Here is an 18,631-nt window from a genome sequence, read left to right as displayed (position 1 = left end):
ACAAAAAATGCCAGCCTTTTCTTATAATGAGAAAATTTATTTCTTTACAATTTCTAGAATATGTGTTTTGTCATTTGTTTTAAGTTTTACGAAATAAACACCTTTGGCGAATTCGCTTAAACTTACTTCAGCTTTATCTATTCCTGTTCCGTTAAGCATGATATCACCATTAATGCCGATTACTTGATACGAAAAGTGACCTTCTGTAGCAATTGTGAATACATTCGTTGTTGGATTAGGGTATATAGAGAATGGTGATGTTTCATTTTCAAATACGCCTGTATGTTTAACGAGTTCAATTGATTCGCTTGCTTCACATTCATTATTATCTTTAACAACAATTATATATATTCCATTTGTTAATCCTGTTAAATCTTCAGTGTCGTCAAAATCACCTGTACCATCATTGTCCCAATCAAAAGTATAAGGCGTTGTACCACCTGATACTGTAATGTCTATTGCGCCATCTCCACCTGCATCTTCGTGTGTGATTTCAGATGCTATTGATGGGGCATCCAATATTTCTATTTCAACGGCAACGCCACATTCTTCTATATCATCACTACTAACGTTATATGTGAAAATACCGGCTTCTGTTGGTGTAAAAGCAATATTATTTTCAATACCTGCATCCCAAGTAAGTGTACCGCTTCCTCTTGCATCTAATGTTAAAGATTCTCCTAAACAAATAGTTGCTGCAGATACTGTCACAGTAAGTGGTTCGCAAGCAACTGTGATAATAACTTGCCCGTTACCATTTGTAGTGCCTACTGTGTGTACTACACTCATCGCATCTGGATGAGTATAACTACTTCCACCACCGGCGCCTTCGTAGCAACCTGAGCCACCGCCATAGTATCCGCCGCCACCACCGGTTCCGTATCCTGCTATATTGTTTGATCCTCCGTTTCCAAGTGTTCCATTACTATTTCCACTACAGCTTGCATGTTCAGTTGGACCAGCTATTCCACCAGCAACTTGACTACCTCCCGCTCCTGTGTATTGACAGTCACTACATGAGTATAAACATGCACTTTCTCCAATTAACCCGCCGCCGTGTCCGCCTTCTGCTGACCATAAACCGCAGTTACTTCCTGAGCCGCCGCCGCCACCAGCAACTATAATTCTGTCTGTTAATTCTATACCTCCTATGCGGATGTCTGAGGCTCCACCGCCACCGCCGAAATCACTTTCGAAACCTGGCTCGCCACCTCCATTATAACCGCCTGTTGTTGCTGTTCCTGCTCCACCTACAAAAATATTAAGTGTTGCTCCTGGTGTGACTTCCATATAAGCTTCAACTGTGCCGCCATATCCTAAATTTCCGTATCCGGCTGCACCAGATAGTTCCATATGTAATAATCTAACGCCTGCAGGTACTTCATATGTTTCACTTTCACCTGTATATTCGAAAGTTGTTACTTGTGAGCTTGCAGTGAACCCTGCAAGAACTAATCCTCCAAGAATGAAGATTTGTTTAAAGTAGTTTTTTAGCATAATAAATTTTTTTTACGAATTTATATTTTCACAATGCTTGATCCTTATATCCTTTACGAATGCCTTTTTTTCTTTATAAACAGCATTTTATTGGTCAGATTAATAGATTTTTATGCTCTTTTTTACTAAAACTACTGTCGCCTATTTGGTAACAATGGAGGAGGTTCTCCATTAAATGGGTTCCATCTGCTGATACTTTTAGCGTCAAAGCCTGAAGCCCGCATAATAGAACGATCGCCGTAACGTTCGCGAATATAATCCATGGCTTGGTAGAGCTTAATCGTATTGGGGTCTTCAAATAAATTGATTTGATGACCTCCTGAAACCAGATGACTAAATCGTACGCCAATTAAACGAACCATCAATCTCCGATTGTATAATTTGCGGTACAATTCCATTACAATTGGCAGAATGATATGGTCGGATGCGCTATAAGAGATCTTTTTTTGTAAAGTGTAAGTTTGAAAATCTGAATATCGAATCTTAACAGTGACACAGGCCGTTAATTTATTTCCGCGGCGCAATTGAAAAACAAGGTTTTCAGCCATAGCAGTTAAAAGTCCTTCTAGTTTTTGTACATCAATGGTATCCTTATTAAATGTCCTTTCAGTAGAGATTGATTTCCGTTCGCGGTAAGGAATAACCAAACTATGATCAATGCCATTTGCTTTTTTCCAAATATCTGTACCGGCTTTTCCAAAAACTTGCTGCATCAATTCAAGGGGCATTTCTTGAATGGATTGAATGCGTTTCACGCCTAAATCACATAATAAACGGTATGTTTTTTCGCCTACCATCGGAATTTTTTTCGCAGATAGTGGAGCGAGGAACGGCTTTTCTGTTCCGCCAATAACGGATATTTCATTATTGGGTTTTGCCTCACCAGTTGCAATTTTAGACACCGTTTTATTGAGTGACAAGCCTAATGAAATAGGTAAACCCGTCTCGCGAATGATTTTGGTGCGCAATTCAGATGCCAATTGTTGACAACCAAAAAAACGATCCATGCCTGTAAGGTCAATATAAAACTCATCAATCGACGATTTTTCATATAAAGGAACCGCCTCTTTAATGATTTCGGTTACCAATTTGGAGTATTTTGTATAGGTGCCTGAATTGCCGCGAAGAACTACTGCTTCGGGACATAATTGTTTGGCCATACGCATAGGCATGGCTGAATGAATGCCGAATTTACGCGCCTCGTACGAGCAGGATGCAACAACACCGCGGTCGGAGGTTCCACCAATAAGTACCGGTAAACCATTGAGGCGACTGTCGATGAGGCGTTCGCAAGACACAAAAAATGTGTCCAAATCCATATGCAATATTGAGCGTTCCATGTTTGATTACCCTATTTTTTTGTTTGTTTCGGGTGCTTCCCGCGGTGGGTAAGCATGTGTGTTTAATACGGTGTTCGAATAGCGCGGATCTTCAATTACACCTAATTTTTCTGAATAATCGGCCTCAATTAATATACATTCATAATCAATCACCACTTTGCCACTTATCTTATAAATGCCTTTCCCTCTTAATGGGTATTTGGCAGCAATAGCTGGAAAATGAACGGTGTCTAACCAGTTGCCTTGTTTGTCTAAAAATGTACCGAAAAACATCTTCTCATTCTTATTGGTATTGGTGCGCTTAGCATGAATTAAATAGCCTTTTACCCAAACTCTTTTGCCTTCGTATTTAGCCAAGTCTTTTACCAAAATGGGTTTGATTTCATCGGCTGTTGAAAGACTGAATGGACTGTATAATGGGAATCCCAACAATTCAATTTGATCAAAAGCATCTTCTTGCCAAGTGTTCTCCAAGGTTGGAATGGCATAATCTTTTTGCTCAATTCTAAATAGATCTTTCGTGCCTGTGTCAATCGGTTTTTTAGCAACCTTAAAATGGGCTTCCCACATTAAAGCACGTTTGTTTTTTCCAGTAAACCTAAAAGCATCAATACGAATGAGAATCGTGATTTGTTCTAAGGAGATTTTTACGCGATCGGTAAAGTCATTAAAATCTTCAAAAGGACCATCGTCTAATCTCGCACGCAATAATTTATTGGCAGCTTCAATCGAGAAACTGTGTAGTAAATGAAAACCGATATAAATGTCATTGCCCTTTAAAGAGGTGTAATAATCGCTGTTATTGAGACAAGGAGCATGAACAATTCCGCCAAATTTTCGGGCCTCATAAATGTATAATTCGGTCGAATAAAACCCGCCGTAATTATTGACGGTTGCCACCATATACGCCAAGGGGAAATATGCTTTTAAATACAAACTTTGATAACTTTCAACAGCGTAAGACGCAGAGTGACCTTTGGCAAAAGCATAACCTGCAAAACTTTCAGTTTGCCTCCAAATTTCAGCAGTTAATGCATAATTATGACCTTTTTCAGCACAATTCGAGAAAAAACGCGCTTTTACTTGCTGGAATTCCTCTCTCGAACGGTATTTGCCAGACATGCCACGACGCATTTTATCTGCCTCACCCAATGTTAATCCTGCAAAAAGATGTGCCACCTTTATTACATCCTCCTGGTAAACCATTACCCCAAAAGTTTCTGGCATCAATTCTAGTAAAATAGGATGGGCTTCTTTCCGTTTTTCTGGATTGCGATACCGTTGAATATAGGCTTGCATCATTCCCGATTTGGCAACACCTGGCCGAATGACAGAACTGGCAGCTACCAATCCCAAATAATTATCGACCTCTAATTTTCTTAAAAGCATCCGCATAGCTGGCGACTCAATATAAAAGCAGCCAATTGCATTGGCTGTGCGCAACATTTCTTTTAATTTTTCATCTTCTTTAAAAGCGGCAATATCATCAATGTCTATAGGCGGTAAATCAGGATCATTTTTTTGCGCAATGATAATGGCATCTTTTATTTTTCCCAAACCACGTTGACTGAGGATGTCGAATTTAAATAAACCTACATCTTCACAAATATGCATGTCAAACTGAATGGTAGGAAATCCTTTAGGCGGCATGAAACAAGCCGAAAAATAATTGATCGGTTGTTCTGATATGATAATTCCACTGGAATGAATGCTAAGGTGACTCGGAAATCCTTCAATGTATTTGCCGTATTTTAAAACCAATGATGCCAAATAATTACTGTCGGTATTTTGAAGGTATCCTCTACTCAATTTATCAATCTCTGTTTTAGGTAATCCAAAAACTTTCCCTAATTCTCGAATCACTGCGCGGTATTGAAACGTATTATAAGTAGCCACCAAAGCCACATGCTCAAATCGGTTAAAAATATATTTGGTCACATCATCCCGATCTTGCCACGAAAAATCAATGTCAAAATCGGGTGGATTGGTGCGGTAAAGATTGATGAATCGTTCGAAATATAAATCCAATTCAATAGGATCGACATTGGTGATGCGCAATAAGTAAGCAATGACACTATTCGCACCACTGCCACGACCAACGTAGAAATATCCCTTCGATCTAGCATAAGAAACAATGTCCCAATTCATTAAAAAATAGGAGATAAATCCCATTTCGGTGATCGTTTTAAGTTCCATTTCAATGCGCTCGTAAACGGCTGCGGTAGGATTAGGGTAACGATATGCAATACCTTGCTTACACAATTTTTGAATCAGGGCTAAATCTTCCTCTTCATCGCCTGTATAGGTACTTTGATTCTGCGGTTCTGCCTTGTCTGAAAAATCAAAAAATATCGAACAGGCATTGAGTAAATCATTCGTATTTTTTACAATCGTTTCAAATCCCGTATACAGATAACGCAATTTATCTGGGGCAACAATTTGATCGTGAAATTCGGCTTGCTCACTTATCGGTAATTTACTTAAAAGTGTATTCTTGTCAATCGCTCTAAGCAGGCGATGTGCATTAAAATCTCTTTTCGTTCTGAATGTAATGGTTTGTAAAACAACAAACTTTTGAAAGTCAATTTTTTTAAGTCGAATATAATCCAAATCACGTGGAGAAATACCTACAAATTCGTATGATTTTAAATCGTATACTTTTCCTTTTTTAAAGGGGTAAATAATAAAAACATCCTTAAAATCGGGCAGGGGATCTTCGAGCGAACAGTCGCCATGTAAAATTGCAGAGAGGTAAATATTAATCTCTTCAAAACCATCATTGTTTTTAGCTATCGCAATAAATCGCTGTGCAATTCCTTCTCTAAAATCAACACCAATAATCGGCTTAATATTATATCGGGGTGCCAATCGAATAAAGTCAAGGCAAGCTGAAGTAGTATTGATATCAGTCAATGCAAGTGTAGATAGCCCATTTAAATGAGCCAATTCGAGCAGTTTTTTGGGGCTAAAAGTCCCATACCGCAAACTATAGTAGGTGTGCGAATTGATGTACACGTGATTGTTTTTTGATTAATTTCTAACCGTAAAATTATTAAAAACTAATCAAGAAATGAAAATAATTGACGAGATTCTCGGAATTATTTTAGTAAGTATACATTATCAAAGGGTTGCCGAATAAATAATTATCCAATAACCATTCTTGCAGTCTGCTGTGATTTTTGTTCTAGTAAAATTTCTTTGTTTATGGTTACCCTTTTAATAGTCGGTTCGTCGTAGTGTCTAATCGTAACTAGCTCTAGTTTTTCATTGTATTTTACGAGGTAATCATCACCGAAAAAGGCCTTGAATTTTTCTAAATCTATTTTAGATGCATCTACACAAAATGAGAAACTCACCGCAGAGTTTTGCATCAGGTTAATGCGAATACTTTCTTGATTTAAATAACCAAAAATTTTCTCTAAATTTTCTTCAACAATAAAAGAAAAATCTTTAGGCGTCAATGAGATTAGAATTTGATCTAACTTAAAAATAAAAGAAGGGATATGATCGTCATATTGACTAGATTCTTGAATGACCGAACCTTTTTCATCCGGATGAATGAACGATTTAATGTACAAAGGAATACTTTTTCTTTTAAGCGGTTGAATGGTTTTTGGATGAATGACAGAGGCTCCAAAATAGGCCAACTCAATCGCTTCACGAAAAGATATTTTCTCCAATAAAACGGTATTTTCAAAATATTTAGGATCGGCATTTAACATTCCAGGTACATCCTTCCATATCGTAACATCTTCGGCATCCATAATGAATGCTAGAATTGCTGCGGTAAAATCAGAGCCTTCACGACCTAAAGTTGTTGTGAATCCGGCTTCGTCATGACCTAAAAAACCTTGTGTTATAGCAATTGTTTTTCCTGATTCGAAACTTGTGTTTAAGGCATTTTTTACCAATTTTGTTGAGGTGTCCCAATCAACACGTCCTTCTCGCCAACGACTGTCTGTTCGAATGACTTTGCGAGCATCTATCCAATCTACTTTAAAGTTTTGATCTTCTAAATAAGCAGTGATAATTTTAGTAGATACGATTTCACCGAACGAAATAATTTGATCGTATTCAAAATGATAATTATCTGAAGCAGGTTTTTCACAATGCCGTTTTAGACGATCGAATATCTCTGTCAACTCATTCGATATTTCATTTTTGCGACCATCAAAAAGATCTGCAACTATTTCTTGATGGTATGCATTTATTTTAGAAATATTGCGATGAAGCAATGCTTTGTCTCCCGAAAAATGAGCTGCAACAACCTCTTCTAGTGCGTTGGTTGTCTTGCCCATAGCCGAAACTACCACAATCAAATTGTTTTGATTAAATTTTGACAGGATGTCTGCAACGTTTTTAACTGAAATTGCGTCCTTAACAGAAGCGCCACCAAATTTGAAAACTTTCATGAATTAAAACTTTGCACGAAAATAAATGGTTTAAAGTAAATTTTGAGCCAAATAGTGAAATAATCGCCAATAAATCACATTAAAATACGATTTTGTGAAGAATAGCTTTAATTCTGCTAGCATTGTAAAGTTCATGATAGTTACGTATATTTAGGGCCAAATAGCAAGCCTAATAACCTTTTGAATTAACGAATTATGAAACTATCTTTATTTTTTCTAAATAAAACATTCCTGACGGTATGCCTGTCTCTGTTCAGTGTTGTCCTTTTCGCGCAAGATGAAATTTGTGACAACGGTATTGATGATGATGGTGATGGTTTGGTTGACTGTCTAGATCCTGACTGTATTGATAGTTTTGAGGATTGTCCAGCTTTCTCTTTTCCAGGGAGCTGTTTGCCGATTGGTTATTATCCGGATATTACTGGTACTGATGGTGGATTTAAAGCTGGTGGAGATGTGAGTGATGTAACCATTCCAATTCCAGCTTCTACAAATAGAGCATCGGTGATTATTCAAGGCGTTTATCAGCAAGCGGTAGTAGATTTTATGACGGGCGTGAACGATTTAAATCATGCGCAAGAAAGAATAATATGGGGACGTGTCGAATTAGATTTAGATTTAGAAACGTCGTCTGGTTGGGTAGAATATCAAGTGAATAATCACGAGTCAAAAAGATATTCGTGGGTTGATCAGCCAATGAGTGCTGCAGGTACTGATACTTATACACGAGTTGGACATGACTTTGCAGAATTATTAGACTTTGAATTTGTTTTTGATACGGACGGAACAAATCTTATTTTAGGATGTTCTGAATTGGATATCGATGTTTCTTATTATTCAATTTTCTACGGAAATTTTGATTCGCAAAGTATGACGAGTATTCCTGGTGCAGATCCATCTCAATATCCTACTTATTTTGATGCTGGTCCTGATCCAATTAACTTGACAAGAACAATTGATATGTTGACAGGTGCTGATGCTCCAGATTTTGTTCAGATTCGTGCCATTGGAATTAACCAAAATAGAAGAGGGCACAGTGGTGTATTGGTGCAAGATACACGTGAGGAAGCAATGTCAATTAAATACATGATAATTGATTTGTCAACAATGAGAGCGTCCGGAAATATGACGGTTAATAACGGTAATATTGCTGATATGGCGACTACTTTCTCGTTTTCAGATTACGATGTAACATCAGGGCTCTCTATTGTGAGTGATGCTACCCTTTTAGGTGATTTTGATGGCAATACTACGCCTCCAGATCAAATTGCAGTTTGTGATATGACTTTAGAAATTGTCGGTGATCAATTGGTTATGACAAGAAGTGACGAGCATGGTGGTGACTTTAATGAGATTTATTATGTTGAATTTTTAAGATATTCTGATCAGCCTTATTCTTCAAGTTTTTATATCACAGAAAACGCATATAGTGGACCTGCAGATATAGGATATGATTTTGGTGGAACGAATGATGGTGTTGGCGTTCCTGGATATGTTGATTTTACAATTCCACAAGGAAGTAAAAGAGGTTATCTAGAAATTAGAGCAAATGGTTTATATGCTCCTTTTAGAGTAGAAAATTTTGAAGGGCCAGCTCCTACAAATACTGAACGAACAAATGGGAATCAAATGTATGCTTTCACTGAGGTGAATTTTGATTTGGAAGAAACAACTGGATTCTTTGTGACGATTACGACGGCTACTGAACAGCAATTATATGCTTGGCAAGAAATTCCAATTGATCCATTAGTAGATATAACTGACCTCGCAATTTATGGGCAATTACCCAATAATGATGAGCGTTTAAATTTTGAAATTATTCCACCTAATACTTTTAGGGTTCATCTTGAAAATGATAAAATTGCTTACGAAAGAATCTTGAATATGACCTTTTTAGGGTCTAAAGTGAATTTGGTATACAGTACTTTTGAATTTAATGATGAAGCAACCAATGGTTGTGATAGTGTTTATTTTGATATGGAAATGTGTAATTCTGGTGGAACGGATTTAACGATTCCTGTTCCTGTTTCATTTTATACTTCCGACCCTACAGTTGATGCAGGCGCAATTTATTTGCAAACAGCAATGTACGACTTGGATATAGATCAAGGTCAATGTGAAACATTTACTTTCGGTATTGATATCAGTTCGTTAGGCGGATCTTTAATTGGTGATATTGCCATCGTTTTAAATGATGATGGAAGTTTTGCTGGCCTACCAGGGGATGTGATTCCAGCAATATTTTCAGCAGAAGATTTAGGAACACAAGATAGTCCGGTATTAGAATGTGAGTATAATTATAATATCATCACTTCTGATTATGAAATTATTTTACCTCCTCGTCCAACGATAGATTTTAACCAAGATCTATTTACAATTTGTCCTTCTCAAGAAGCATTGATTATTGGTACACCAGATGGTGAAACTGGGGCAGTCTCTTATGATTGGTCACCAATACCAGGTGCTACAGATCGAATTACTGTTTCGCCTGATGTAACCACTTGGTATTATTTAACAATTGAAGATGAGTGTCATGCGGTAACAGATTCTGTAAAAGTAGAAATCGGTACTGTAGATGTGGAATCGTTTGATGTAGTAGAAGCTGAAGTTTGTCCAGGACAACCTGGTTTATTAGGTTCAATTACTGTCATGCCAGATGATCCAAGTTGGATTTATACTTTGAGTGGTGATGGAGATGTCGTGGGTCCAACAGGTGATAATTATTTCCCAGATCTAACTGGGGGTATATACTATCTAATAAATGTAACGGACGAAGATGGTTGTACTTTAGATACTGCAATTTTTGTTGGTCTTGGTGATAATGAGGTTTTTGCTGATTTTAATTTAGATAGCTTACGCGATGTGACTTGTTTTGGATCAGGCGATGGTGGTGCTTTTGTTGAAAATATAACTGGAGGAATTTTACCACCTTTTTCTGTTCAATGGTCAACTATTGCGGGTCCTTTTGATACAAATGGTGGGATTCCTGATGGCGGATCGGATGACATTGATAATTTATTTGGAGGAAGATGGACTGTGACAGTAACTGACGAAGAAGGTTGTGCTTGGTCAAGGGCATTTACGATTTTCGAACCGGAAGAATTAACAATTGATTTTATTTATAACGATCCTTCATGTTTTGGTTTTACTGATGGATCTGTTACTATTCAGTCGGAAGGCGGAAACGGTGGTAATATCTTTGAAATTAGAAATGCGGATGGCGAACTCTTAAATGTTGGGAATTCTAATACAGCAAATGGTTTAGGTGAAGGGACGTATTTTAGTACTGTAACTGACGAAAATGGTTGTACAATAAGTGGAACGGTAACCTTAACTGAACCGGATCAATTAGATATTGATATTTCAACTGTAAATCCTAAATGTTATGGTTACAATACTGGTTTAGCAGTTGTGACAGATGTGTATAATTTTTCAGGTAGCTATGATGATATTACATATATATGGGCGCCAAATCCAACAGGTGTAAATGGTAAAGGCGCTGATTCTTCTCGTTTTTTAACTGCTGGAGAATATACGGTTACAATTAATGATGATAATGGATGTTCAAATACTTTTAACTTCGAAATTACACAACCAGATTCTATTAGAATGGTCGAATTCGGACAGCATCCTGCATATTGTAGATTGTTTGGTTACCAAAATGGGAACGGTGAGTTGTATGCAGCAGCAGCTGGAGGAACACCGGATTATACGTATTATTGGGATAATTTAGATGATGAATCAAATACGATCAACTCTACTTGGGGTGGTCTTAATCCTGGGAATTATCAATTAACTGTTGTCGATAATAATGGTTGTGTTTTGAATCGCCAAGTAAGATTAGATTCTCTAAATCCAATTGCTGATTTCATAATGACTTCTGATGAGTTTACAGAGAATTATAAAGGAACAGCTCCAGTTAGCGTTCATTTTGTAAACCAATCTTTAAATTTTGCAAATCCTAAAAACCCTTTTGCTGATACAACGTTCTTTTGGCATTTCGATTTTGATAATAGAGATGGTATTTTAAGTAAAGATTACTTCGAAACTTTTGATACGACTTACGGTATCGGTAATGACTACGACGTTTGTCTTGTCGCTATTAATAAAAATGGATGTAAGGATACGCTTTGTAAAATTGTAAATATTTATGACCCACTTGTCTTTAATGAAGTGAATGTGTTTACACCTGATGGTGATGGTGTAAATGATTACTTTTCATTTGAATTCCGTTCTGATGCAGTCGCTGAATTTAAATGTGTAATTGTTAACCGATGGGGAATAACAATGTATGAGATGAATGATATTAACGATAGTTGGGATGGAAAAACAGGAAGCGGAGCAGATTGTAAAGCTGGTGTTTATTTCTATAATTACGAAGGGAAAGCTGATAATTCGGATCCCTTTAGCGGTCAAGGAACAATTCATCTAGTTAAATAAAACGACCTTGATGTTACCAACTAATTCTGAGTATCAATTGGTCGATCTTTTTGATAAGGAAAAGTTTGTAGCAGAAACAATTGCTCAGATAAATAAAGATTTTGCATACGAATTACCACCATTTACAACCGTTTTGGACGTAAATGGTGGTGTTGTTTTGAAAGATTTAGTAAGTCAATTGGAGATAATTCTTCGAGAATTTAATTATTCAGCGCTATTACAATCTATTTATCGGATCGATTTGAATGAAAGAAAATTCAATAATGCATTACAAGCAGATGATTTTAGTAAAATCGCATATTTAATTATCGAACGGAGTGCTCAAAAAGTTTATTTAAGATGGTCTTACAAATAAAAATGTGAATTTTGCTTTAAATTGGCTATAATTAATCGGCTAAATAATTATTGATGTTTATATAATTTTTACATTTGTAACTATACTAGTAACTCAATAAATATAATGGACAAATTTACATTTGTCGGAAATGGTGATGTCAATGCCATTGACGATCTTTACAAGAAATACAAGAATAACCCAGCTGATGTAGATATTGAATGGGCTCGTTTTTTTGAAGGTATTGAATTCGCAGAAACTAATTTTGATGTCGAAAGTAAAGGATCAGCCACAATTCCGGAGAATTATCAAAAAGAATTTAGAGTATTAAACTTAATCGAAGATTATAGATTTAGAGGGCATTTGTTCACTAAAACAAATCCTGTTCGTGAGCGTCGTCAATATACGCCAGACCTTGCTTTGTCTCATTATGATCTTTCAGATGCAGATCTTGATATTGTTTTCCAAGCTGGAATTCAAGTGGGCATCGGAGCAGCATCTTTGCGCGACATAATCAAACATTTAGAAGCGACTTATTGCGATTCAATTGGGATTGAATATGCATTTATTCGTACTTCTGAGCGTTTAGATTGGTTAAGAGAACGCATCGAATTAAGTAATCGTCCTTCTTATTCGATTGAGAATAAAAAAGAAATATTTAGTAAATTAAATAGTGCAACAGCTTTTGAGCAATTTTTGCACAAAAAATATGTTGGTCAAAAACGATTTTCACTGGAAGGTGGGGAAGCGTTAATTCCTTGTTTGGATGCTTTGATTCAAAAAGGATCTGAGCTAGGTGCAAAAGAATTTGTGATTGGAATGGCTCACCGTGGTCGTTTGAATACGCTTGTAAATATTATGGGCAAATCTTTCGAATCTATTTTTAATGAATTTGATGGAAAAGCTTATAAAAATGATGAATCGTTTGACGGTGATGTGAAATATCACTTAGGTTTTACGAATAAAGTAAAAACTACAAATGGGCATGAAGTTAAATTAACATTGGCGCCTAACCCATCGCATCTTGAAGCGGTTGCTCCAGTTGTAGGCGGTTTAGTTCGTTCTAAAATAGATGATCTTTACCATGACCAAGCTGCAGTTGTGCCAATCGTAATTCATGGTGATGCCGCAATTGCAGGACAAGGAATTGTTTATGAGGTTGTGCAAATGGCACATTTAGATGGTTATAGTACTGGTGGTACCATTCATATTGTTGTGAATAATCAAGTTGGCTTTACAACGAATTATTTAGATGGTAGATCATCAACTTATTGTACGGATGTTGCAAAGGTTACGATGTGTCCAGTATTCCACGTAAATGGCGATGATATTGAAGCTGTAATTCAAACAATTCAAATTGCTACAGCATATCGTCAGCAATTTCATAAAGATGTTTTTATTGACCTATTAGGTTATAGAAAATATGGGCATAACGAAGGTGATGAACCTAAGTTTACACAGCCTAAACTGTATACTGCAATTTCAAAACATGCAAGTGTTCGTGAAATTTATTTAAATCAATTGATCGCTGAAGGTGTAATGACCAAAGAAGAAGGCGTGCAATCAATTGTTGATTATTCAGATAAAGTTGATGAAGCTTATGAAAGATCGAAAAATCAAGAAACAACGGATGTTTTAGATTTTGTTGAGCATGAGTGGAGTGGATTTAGACATGGTACAGATAAAGATTTTGAAAAATCACCAAATACGGGTGTAGCAAAAGCAAAATTAAGTGAGCTAGGTCAAAAAATGGCAACATTACCTGCAGAACATAAGTATTTCCGTAAAACAGAAAAAATATTAAATGATCGTCTTGACCAAGTTAAGAAAGATCAAATGGATTGGGGGACGGCTGAAATGTTGGCTTATGCGACATTATTGGACGAAGGTCACCCAGTTCGAATTTCAGGTCAAGATGTTGAACGTGGTACTTTCTCTCATCGTCATGCCGTTGTTAAAACTGTAGACAATGAAACGGAAATAACTACGCTAAATTTGTTGTCTGATAAACAAGCTAAATTCTCAATTTACAATTCATTATTATCTGAATATGGTGTTTTAGGTTTTGAGTATGGTTATTCAATAGCGACACCAAAAGGATTAACAATATGGGAAGCACAATTTGGTGACTTCTACAATGGTGCACAGATAATGGTGGATCAGTTTATTTCTTCTGGTGAAGATAAATGGTATACGCAATCAGGATTGGTGATGTTGCTACCTCATGGTTATGAAGGTCAAGGTGGTGAGCATTCAAGTGGCAGAATGGAAAGGTTTTTACAATCTTCAGCAGATTTAAACTGGCAAATTTGTAATGCTTCTACGCCTGCTAATCAATTCCATCTTTTACGTAGACAATTACATAGAGATTTTAGAAAACCATTGATTTGTTTTTCTCCTAAAATGTTATTACGTCATCCAAAAGCGGTTTCAACTTTAGAAGATATGTCTAAGGGAGGTTTCCAAGAGGTAATGGATGATAAGATATCGGATAAAACTAAAATTGACACAATTGTATTGTGTTCAGGTAAGTTCTATTACGAAGCAGTAGAGGCTGCTGAAGAAAAAGGTGTTACAAATGCTGCTTTCATTAGATTAGAACAATTATATCCTTTACCTGAAACGCAATTGGCTAAAGTGTTAAAAACTTATCCTAATGTTAAACAACACGTTTGGGCACAAGAAGAGCCAGAAAATATGGGTGCTTGGGCATTTATTAAATTAAATTTAAAAGGATACGATTTAAAATTAGTTTCAAGATACTCTTCTGCAGCTCCGGCTTGTGGATCAAGTGTATTACATAAACGAAGATTAGTATCTCTTTTTGAGAGACTATTCGATACAATTACAAAACATTAAACCTAAATAGAACAGAAAATGTCTGTATTAGAAATGAAAGTGCCTTCTCCGGGCGAATCAATATCTGAAGTTGAAATAGCAACTTGGTTAGTTGAAGACGGGGATTATGTTGAAAAGGATCAGGCAATTGCCGAAGTTGATTCTGATAAAGCAACTTTAGAATTACCGGCTGAAGCTTCTGGTACAATTACTTTAAAAGCTGAGGAAGGCGATGCAGTTGCTGTAGGCGCTGTAGTTTGTTTAATTGATACTTCTGCAGCTAAACCTGCTGGTCAAGTGGATAGTCCTGCTGTTGTTGAAGCGCCTAAGGCTGCTGAGGTTGCGCCAAGTCCTAATCCTGCACCTGCTGCTAAAGAAACTAAAGCTGCACCTAAAGCAGGTTCTTATGCCGCTGGTCATCCTTCTATCTCTGCTAAAAAAGCAATGGATGAGAATGGAATCAAAGCCAACCAAATTGATGGTACGGGTAAAGATGGTCGTATCACAAAACAAGATGTCGTTGCTGCAATGGCCGCTGGGTTTAGTGCCAACGATACTGCTGGTTGGGGTGGTACAAGAGATACTGAATTGAAGAAAATGTCAATGCTACGTAGAAAAGTTGCTGAGCGACTTGTAGCAGTGAAGAATGAAACGGCAATGTTGACAACGTTCAACGAAATTGACATGAAGCCGATCATGGATTTACGTAAAAAATATAAAGCATTATTTGCTGATCACCACGAAGTGAATTTGGGCTTTATGTCTTTCTTTACTAAAGCGGTAACTGAAGCGTTGAATATCTATCCTGCTGTAAATGCACAGATTTCTGGTAAAGAAATGATCATGCATAACTATGCTGATATAGGTATTGCAGTTTCTTCTCCGAAAGGTTTAATGGTGCCTGTTGTGCGGAATGCAGAACAAATGACATTGGCTGAAATTGAAAAGGAAATTAAGCGTTTGGCAATTCGTGCTAGAGATGGTAAAATCTCTCCAGACGAAATGACGGGTGGTACATTTACAATTACCAATGGTGGTGTATTCGGTTCAATGTTATCAACGCCGATTATCAATCCTCCACAATCTGCAATTTTAGGTATGCATAATATCGTTGAAAGAGCAGTTGTTGTAGATGGTGAGATTGTTGTAAGACCAATTATGTATTTGGCGTTATCTTATGATCATAGAATTATTGATGGTAAGGAATCTGTAAGCTTCTTAGTGAAGGTTAAAGAGATGCTAGAAAATCCAGAGAGAATGATTTTTGGAGGTAAAGATCCTATTCAAGTATTGTTAGGATTGTAAACCAATCAAACATAAATATTCAAAAGGGGTGTCAATTCATTGATGCCCCTTTTTTTATAAAGAAAATCGTTGTCTAGGTAAAGTTTATTTTATTCGCTGCCGCGTGATTGTATCGCTTGGCTTGCTCAATTAAATTCCTATAATCACACTTACTTCCGATGACTATTTGAACGCGCGGGAGCCTTAAATATAAATATTCAAAAGGGGTGTCAATTTGTTGATGCCCCTTTTTTTATAGAGAAAAACGTTGTCCGGGTAAAGATTATTTTATTCGCTGCCGCGCGATTGTATCGCGTGGCTTGCTGCTATTTAAACCCTATAATCACACTTACTCCCGATGACTATTTGAACGCGCGGGAGCCTAATATGAGAATGATTTTTGGAGGTAAAGATCCTATTCAAGTATTGTTAGGATTGTAAACCAATCAAATATAAATATTCAAAAGGGGTGTCAATTTATTGATGCCTCTTTTTTTATAGCGAAAATCGTTGTCCAGGTAAAGTTTATTTTATTCGCTGCCGCGCGATTGTATCGCGTGGCTTGCTAAATTAAATTTGTATCTTGATTATGTTATTAGGTTTCAAATGAGCAGAAATTATAAATTCCATAATCCAGAGGCAGCCTATTTTGTGAGCTTTTCCGTAATTGAGTGGTTAGAAGTTTTTAAAAAAAATGTCTATAAAAATATTTTATTAGATAGTTTAAGATATTGTCAAAAAGAAAAAAACATGGAAATATATGCTTGGTGCATTATGACCAATCATGTTCATTTAATTTTTAGGAGTATAGGTGATGAGAAACCAGAACAGATACTTGGGGACTTTAAAAAGTTTACAAGTAAAAAAATAGTGAGGTCAATAATTGAAAATCCTGCAGAGAATAGGAAGAAATATTTATTAGAACGGTTTCTGTTAGCTGGTACAAAATCTTCGAATGTAAATATGTATCAATTTTGGCAACACGATAATAATCCAATTGAAGTTTTCAGTAATAAAGTTATCACAGAAAAGATAAATTATATTCATTACAATCCGGTTGAATCGGGTTTAGTGTTTAGGCCTGAAGATTATGCTTATAGTAGTGCAAAAGATTATTCAGGAGAGAGAGGTTTATTGGATAACATTGTTGTTGCTATTTAAATTCCAATAACCACGCGATACAATCGCGCGGGAGCCTTAAATATAAATATTCAAAAGGGGTGTCAATTCATTGATGCCCCTTTTTTTTATAGAGAAAAACGTTGTCCGGGTAAAGACTTAATACTCCCCTTCATCTCTAAATTGAATAGGTGTAATGATAATTCGCTTAAAGGAATCTTCGTGTCGTTTGAAATAACATCAATTGTAGCGCCATTATTTTCTTGCAATATCGCCATGATCTTCGATTCGATTGGACTTAACTCTTGAAATAACTCTTGCTGTGTACTGAAATTAGACGGATTTAAGTCCCAGCCTAAGGTCTCTATCATGTCCTCTGCACAAGTAATCATATGTGCTTTTTCTTGTCGAATCAATTGATTGCATCCTTGCGAATATGGATTGTTGACATTGCCGGGGAAAGCAAATACATCGCGGTTATAATCTATCGCTAAATTGGCTGTGATTAAAGAACCTCCAGATAAAGCACTTTCAATCACTACTGTCGCTGTCGAAAGACCGGCAACTATTCGATTGCGTTTTGGAAAATTGGATGGATCACCTGGTGTATGACTGATGAATTCAGTAACCAATCCACCTTTTTCTAGAATAGTTTTCGCTAAATCTCTATGTGCAGCGGGATAAATTAAATCCAACCCATGCCCCAATACGGCAATTGTTGGCAAATCATACCTTAATGCCGCCTCATGCGCTGCTTTATCGATTCCGTGAGCCAATCCACTAACGATTTGAACTTCGTGCGGAACGAGGTCTTTAATGAGTTGGTCTGTGATAGTTTTGCCATAAGGTGTCGCCTTACGCGTGCCAACAACAGCTATATTTTGTTTGTTAAAGTCGACATGCCCTTTACTGAATAGGATTAATGGTCCGTCTTCGCAGAATTTTAATTTAGCAGGGTAACCGTCGTCAAGATACGAATTGTAAGTAATGCCGTTTTTTACCACGAAATTCATTTCTTCTTCCGCACGTGCTAGTGCCGCTGATCGATTTAGTTCACGCACAGCAATTGTGCCTATACCATCTATCTTTGCTAACGCATTTTTCGATTCCTTAAATACGGCTTCAATCCCTCCACAATATGCAACCATTGTTTTCGCCTTAATAGGACCTATATTCTGTAATAGGCTCAATGCAATTTTGTATTTTCCTTCTTCCACATCCCAAAAATATAAATTTTGATTAGAATATAATCAAAGAATGATTAAAAATTTTACATTTATTCTTTGCCTGAATTATATTAATTCAACGTGTAATGTCTTTCTATTCAGCATGGTTATTGAATAATATAATTTTGGCATGATTTTTTT

Annotated in this window: 10 protein-coding genes; 5 read left to right on the top strand and 5 right to left on the bottom strand. The window is 36.6% G+C overall.

All coding sequences use genetic code 11. The features are described from left to right. Positions 1-36: 36 nt before the first annotated feature. The 4 genes from T367_RS24235 to T367_RS0117360 form a co-directional block, all read right to left on the bottom strand. The gene (locus tag T367_RS24235) at positions 37-1,497 is read right to left on the bottom strand and encodes a glycine-rich protein (RefSeq protein WP_051568645.1); all 1,461 of its coding nucleotides are present in this window, start codon (positions 1,495-1,497) and stop codon (positions 37-39) included. Positions 1,498-1,628: 131 nt separating this feature from the next. Beyond that, on the bottom strand, positions 1,629-2,837 hold the full coding sequence (gene dinB / locus T367_RS0117370; RefSeq protein ID WP_027420990.1) for a DNA polymerase IV: 1,209 nt from the start codon (positions 2,835-2,837) through the stop codon (positions 1,629-1,631). 6 nt (positions 2,838-2,843) lie between these two features. Continuing rightward, positions 2,844-5,852 (bottom strand): DNA polymerase III subunit alpha, encoded by a 3,009-nt coding sequence (locus tag T367_RS22925; protein ID WP_051568644.1) that lies wholly within the window; start codon positions 5,850-5,852, stop codon positions 2,844-2,846. A gap of 128 nt (positions 5,853-5,980) precedes the next feature. Then, positions 5,981-7,249, bottom strand: coding sequence for an aspartate kinase (locus tag T367_RS0117360; RefSeq protein WP_027420989.1), 1,269 nt, complete (start codon positions 7,247-7,249; stop codon positions 5,981-5,983). A 195-nt stretch (positions 7,250-7,444) separates the two neighbouring features. Between T367_RS0117360 and T367_RS0117355 the strand changes: the two genes are divergently transcribed. The 5 genes from T367_RS0117355 to T367_RS0117335 all read left to right on the top strand — a co-directional run bounded on the left by T367_RS0117355 (position 7,445) and on the right by T367_RS0117335 (position 17,306). Further along, positions 7,445-11,689, top strand: a complete 4,245-nt coding sequence (locus T367_RS0117355; protein WP_027420988.1) for a T9SS type B sorting domain-containing protein — start codon at positions 7,445-7,447, stop codon at positions 11,687-11,689. Positions 11,690-11,699: 10 nt separating this feature from the next. Further along, positions 11,700-12,044, top strand: coding sequence for a hypothetical protein (locus T367_RS0117350; RefSeq protein ID WP_027420987.1), 345 nt, complete (start codon positions 11,700-11,702; stop codon positions 12,042-12,044). Positions 12,045-12,149: 105 nt separating this feature from the next. Further along, positions 12,150-14,882, top strand: a complete 2,733-nt coding sequence (locus T367_RS0117345) for a 2-oxoglutarate dehydrogenase E1 component (protein ID WP_027420986.1) — start codon at positions 12,150-12,152, stop codon at positions 14,880-14,882. Between the two features lie 18 nt (positions 14,883-14,900). Continuing rightward, a complete protein-coding gene (gene odhB / locus T367_RS0117340; protein ID WP_027420985.1) occupies positions 14,901-16,166 on the top strand; it encodes a 2-oxoglutarate dehydrogenase complex dihydrolipoyllysine-residue succinyltransferase in 1,266 nt (421 codons plus the stop codon). A 585-nt stretch (positions 16,167-16,751) separates the two neighbouring features. After that, positions 16,752-17,306 (top strand): REP-associated tyrosine transposase, encoded by a 555-nt coding sequence (locus T367_RS0117335; protein ID WP_027420984.1) that lies wholly within the window; start codon positions 16,752-16,754, stop codon positions 17,304-17,306. 86 nt (positions 17,307-17,392) lie between these two features. On the opposite strand, the gene dprA is transcribed toward T367_RS0117335, so the two are convergent. Then, positions 17,393-18,481: a DNA-processing protein DprA gene (gene dprA, locus T367_RS0117330; protein ID WP_027420983.1), complete on the bottom strand. Its 1,089-nt coding sequence runs from the start codon at positions 18,479-18,481 to the stop codon at positions 17,393-17,395. Between the last annotated feature and the right edge of the window lie 150 nt (positions 18,482-18,631).

Origin of the sequence: Crocinitomix catalasitica ATCC 23190 (assembly GCF_000621625.1) — a bacterium.
Classification (GTDB): Bacteria; Bacteroidota; Bacteroidia; order Flavobacteriales_D; family Crocinitomicaceae; genus Crocinitomix; species Crocinitomix catalasitica.
This window is presented reverse-complemented; position numbering and strand designations above follow the sequence as displayed.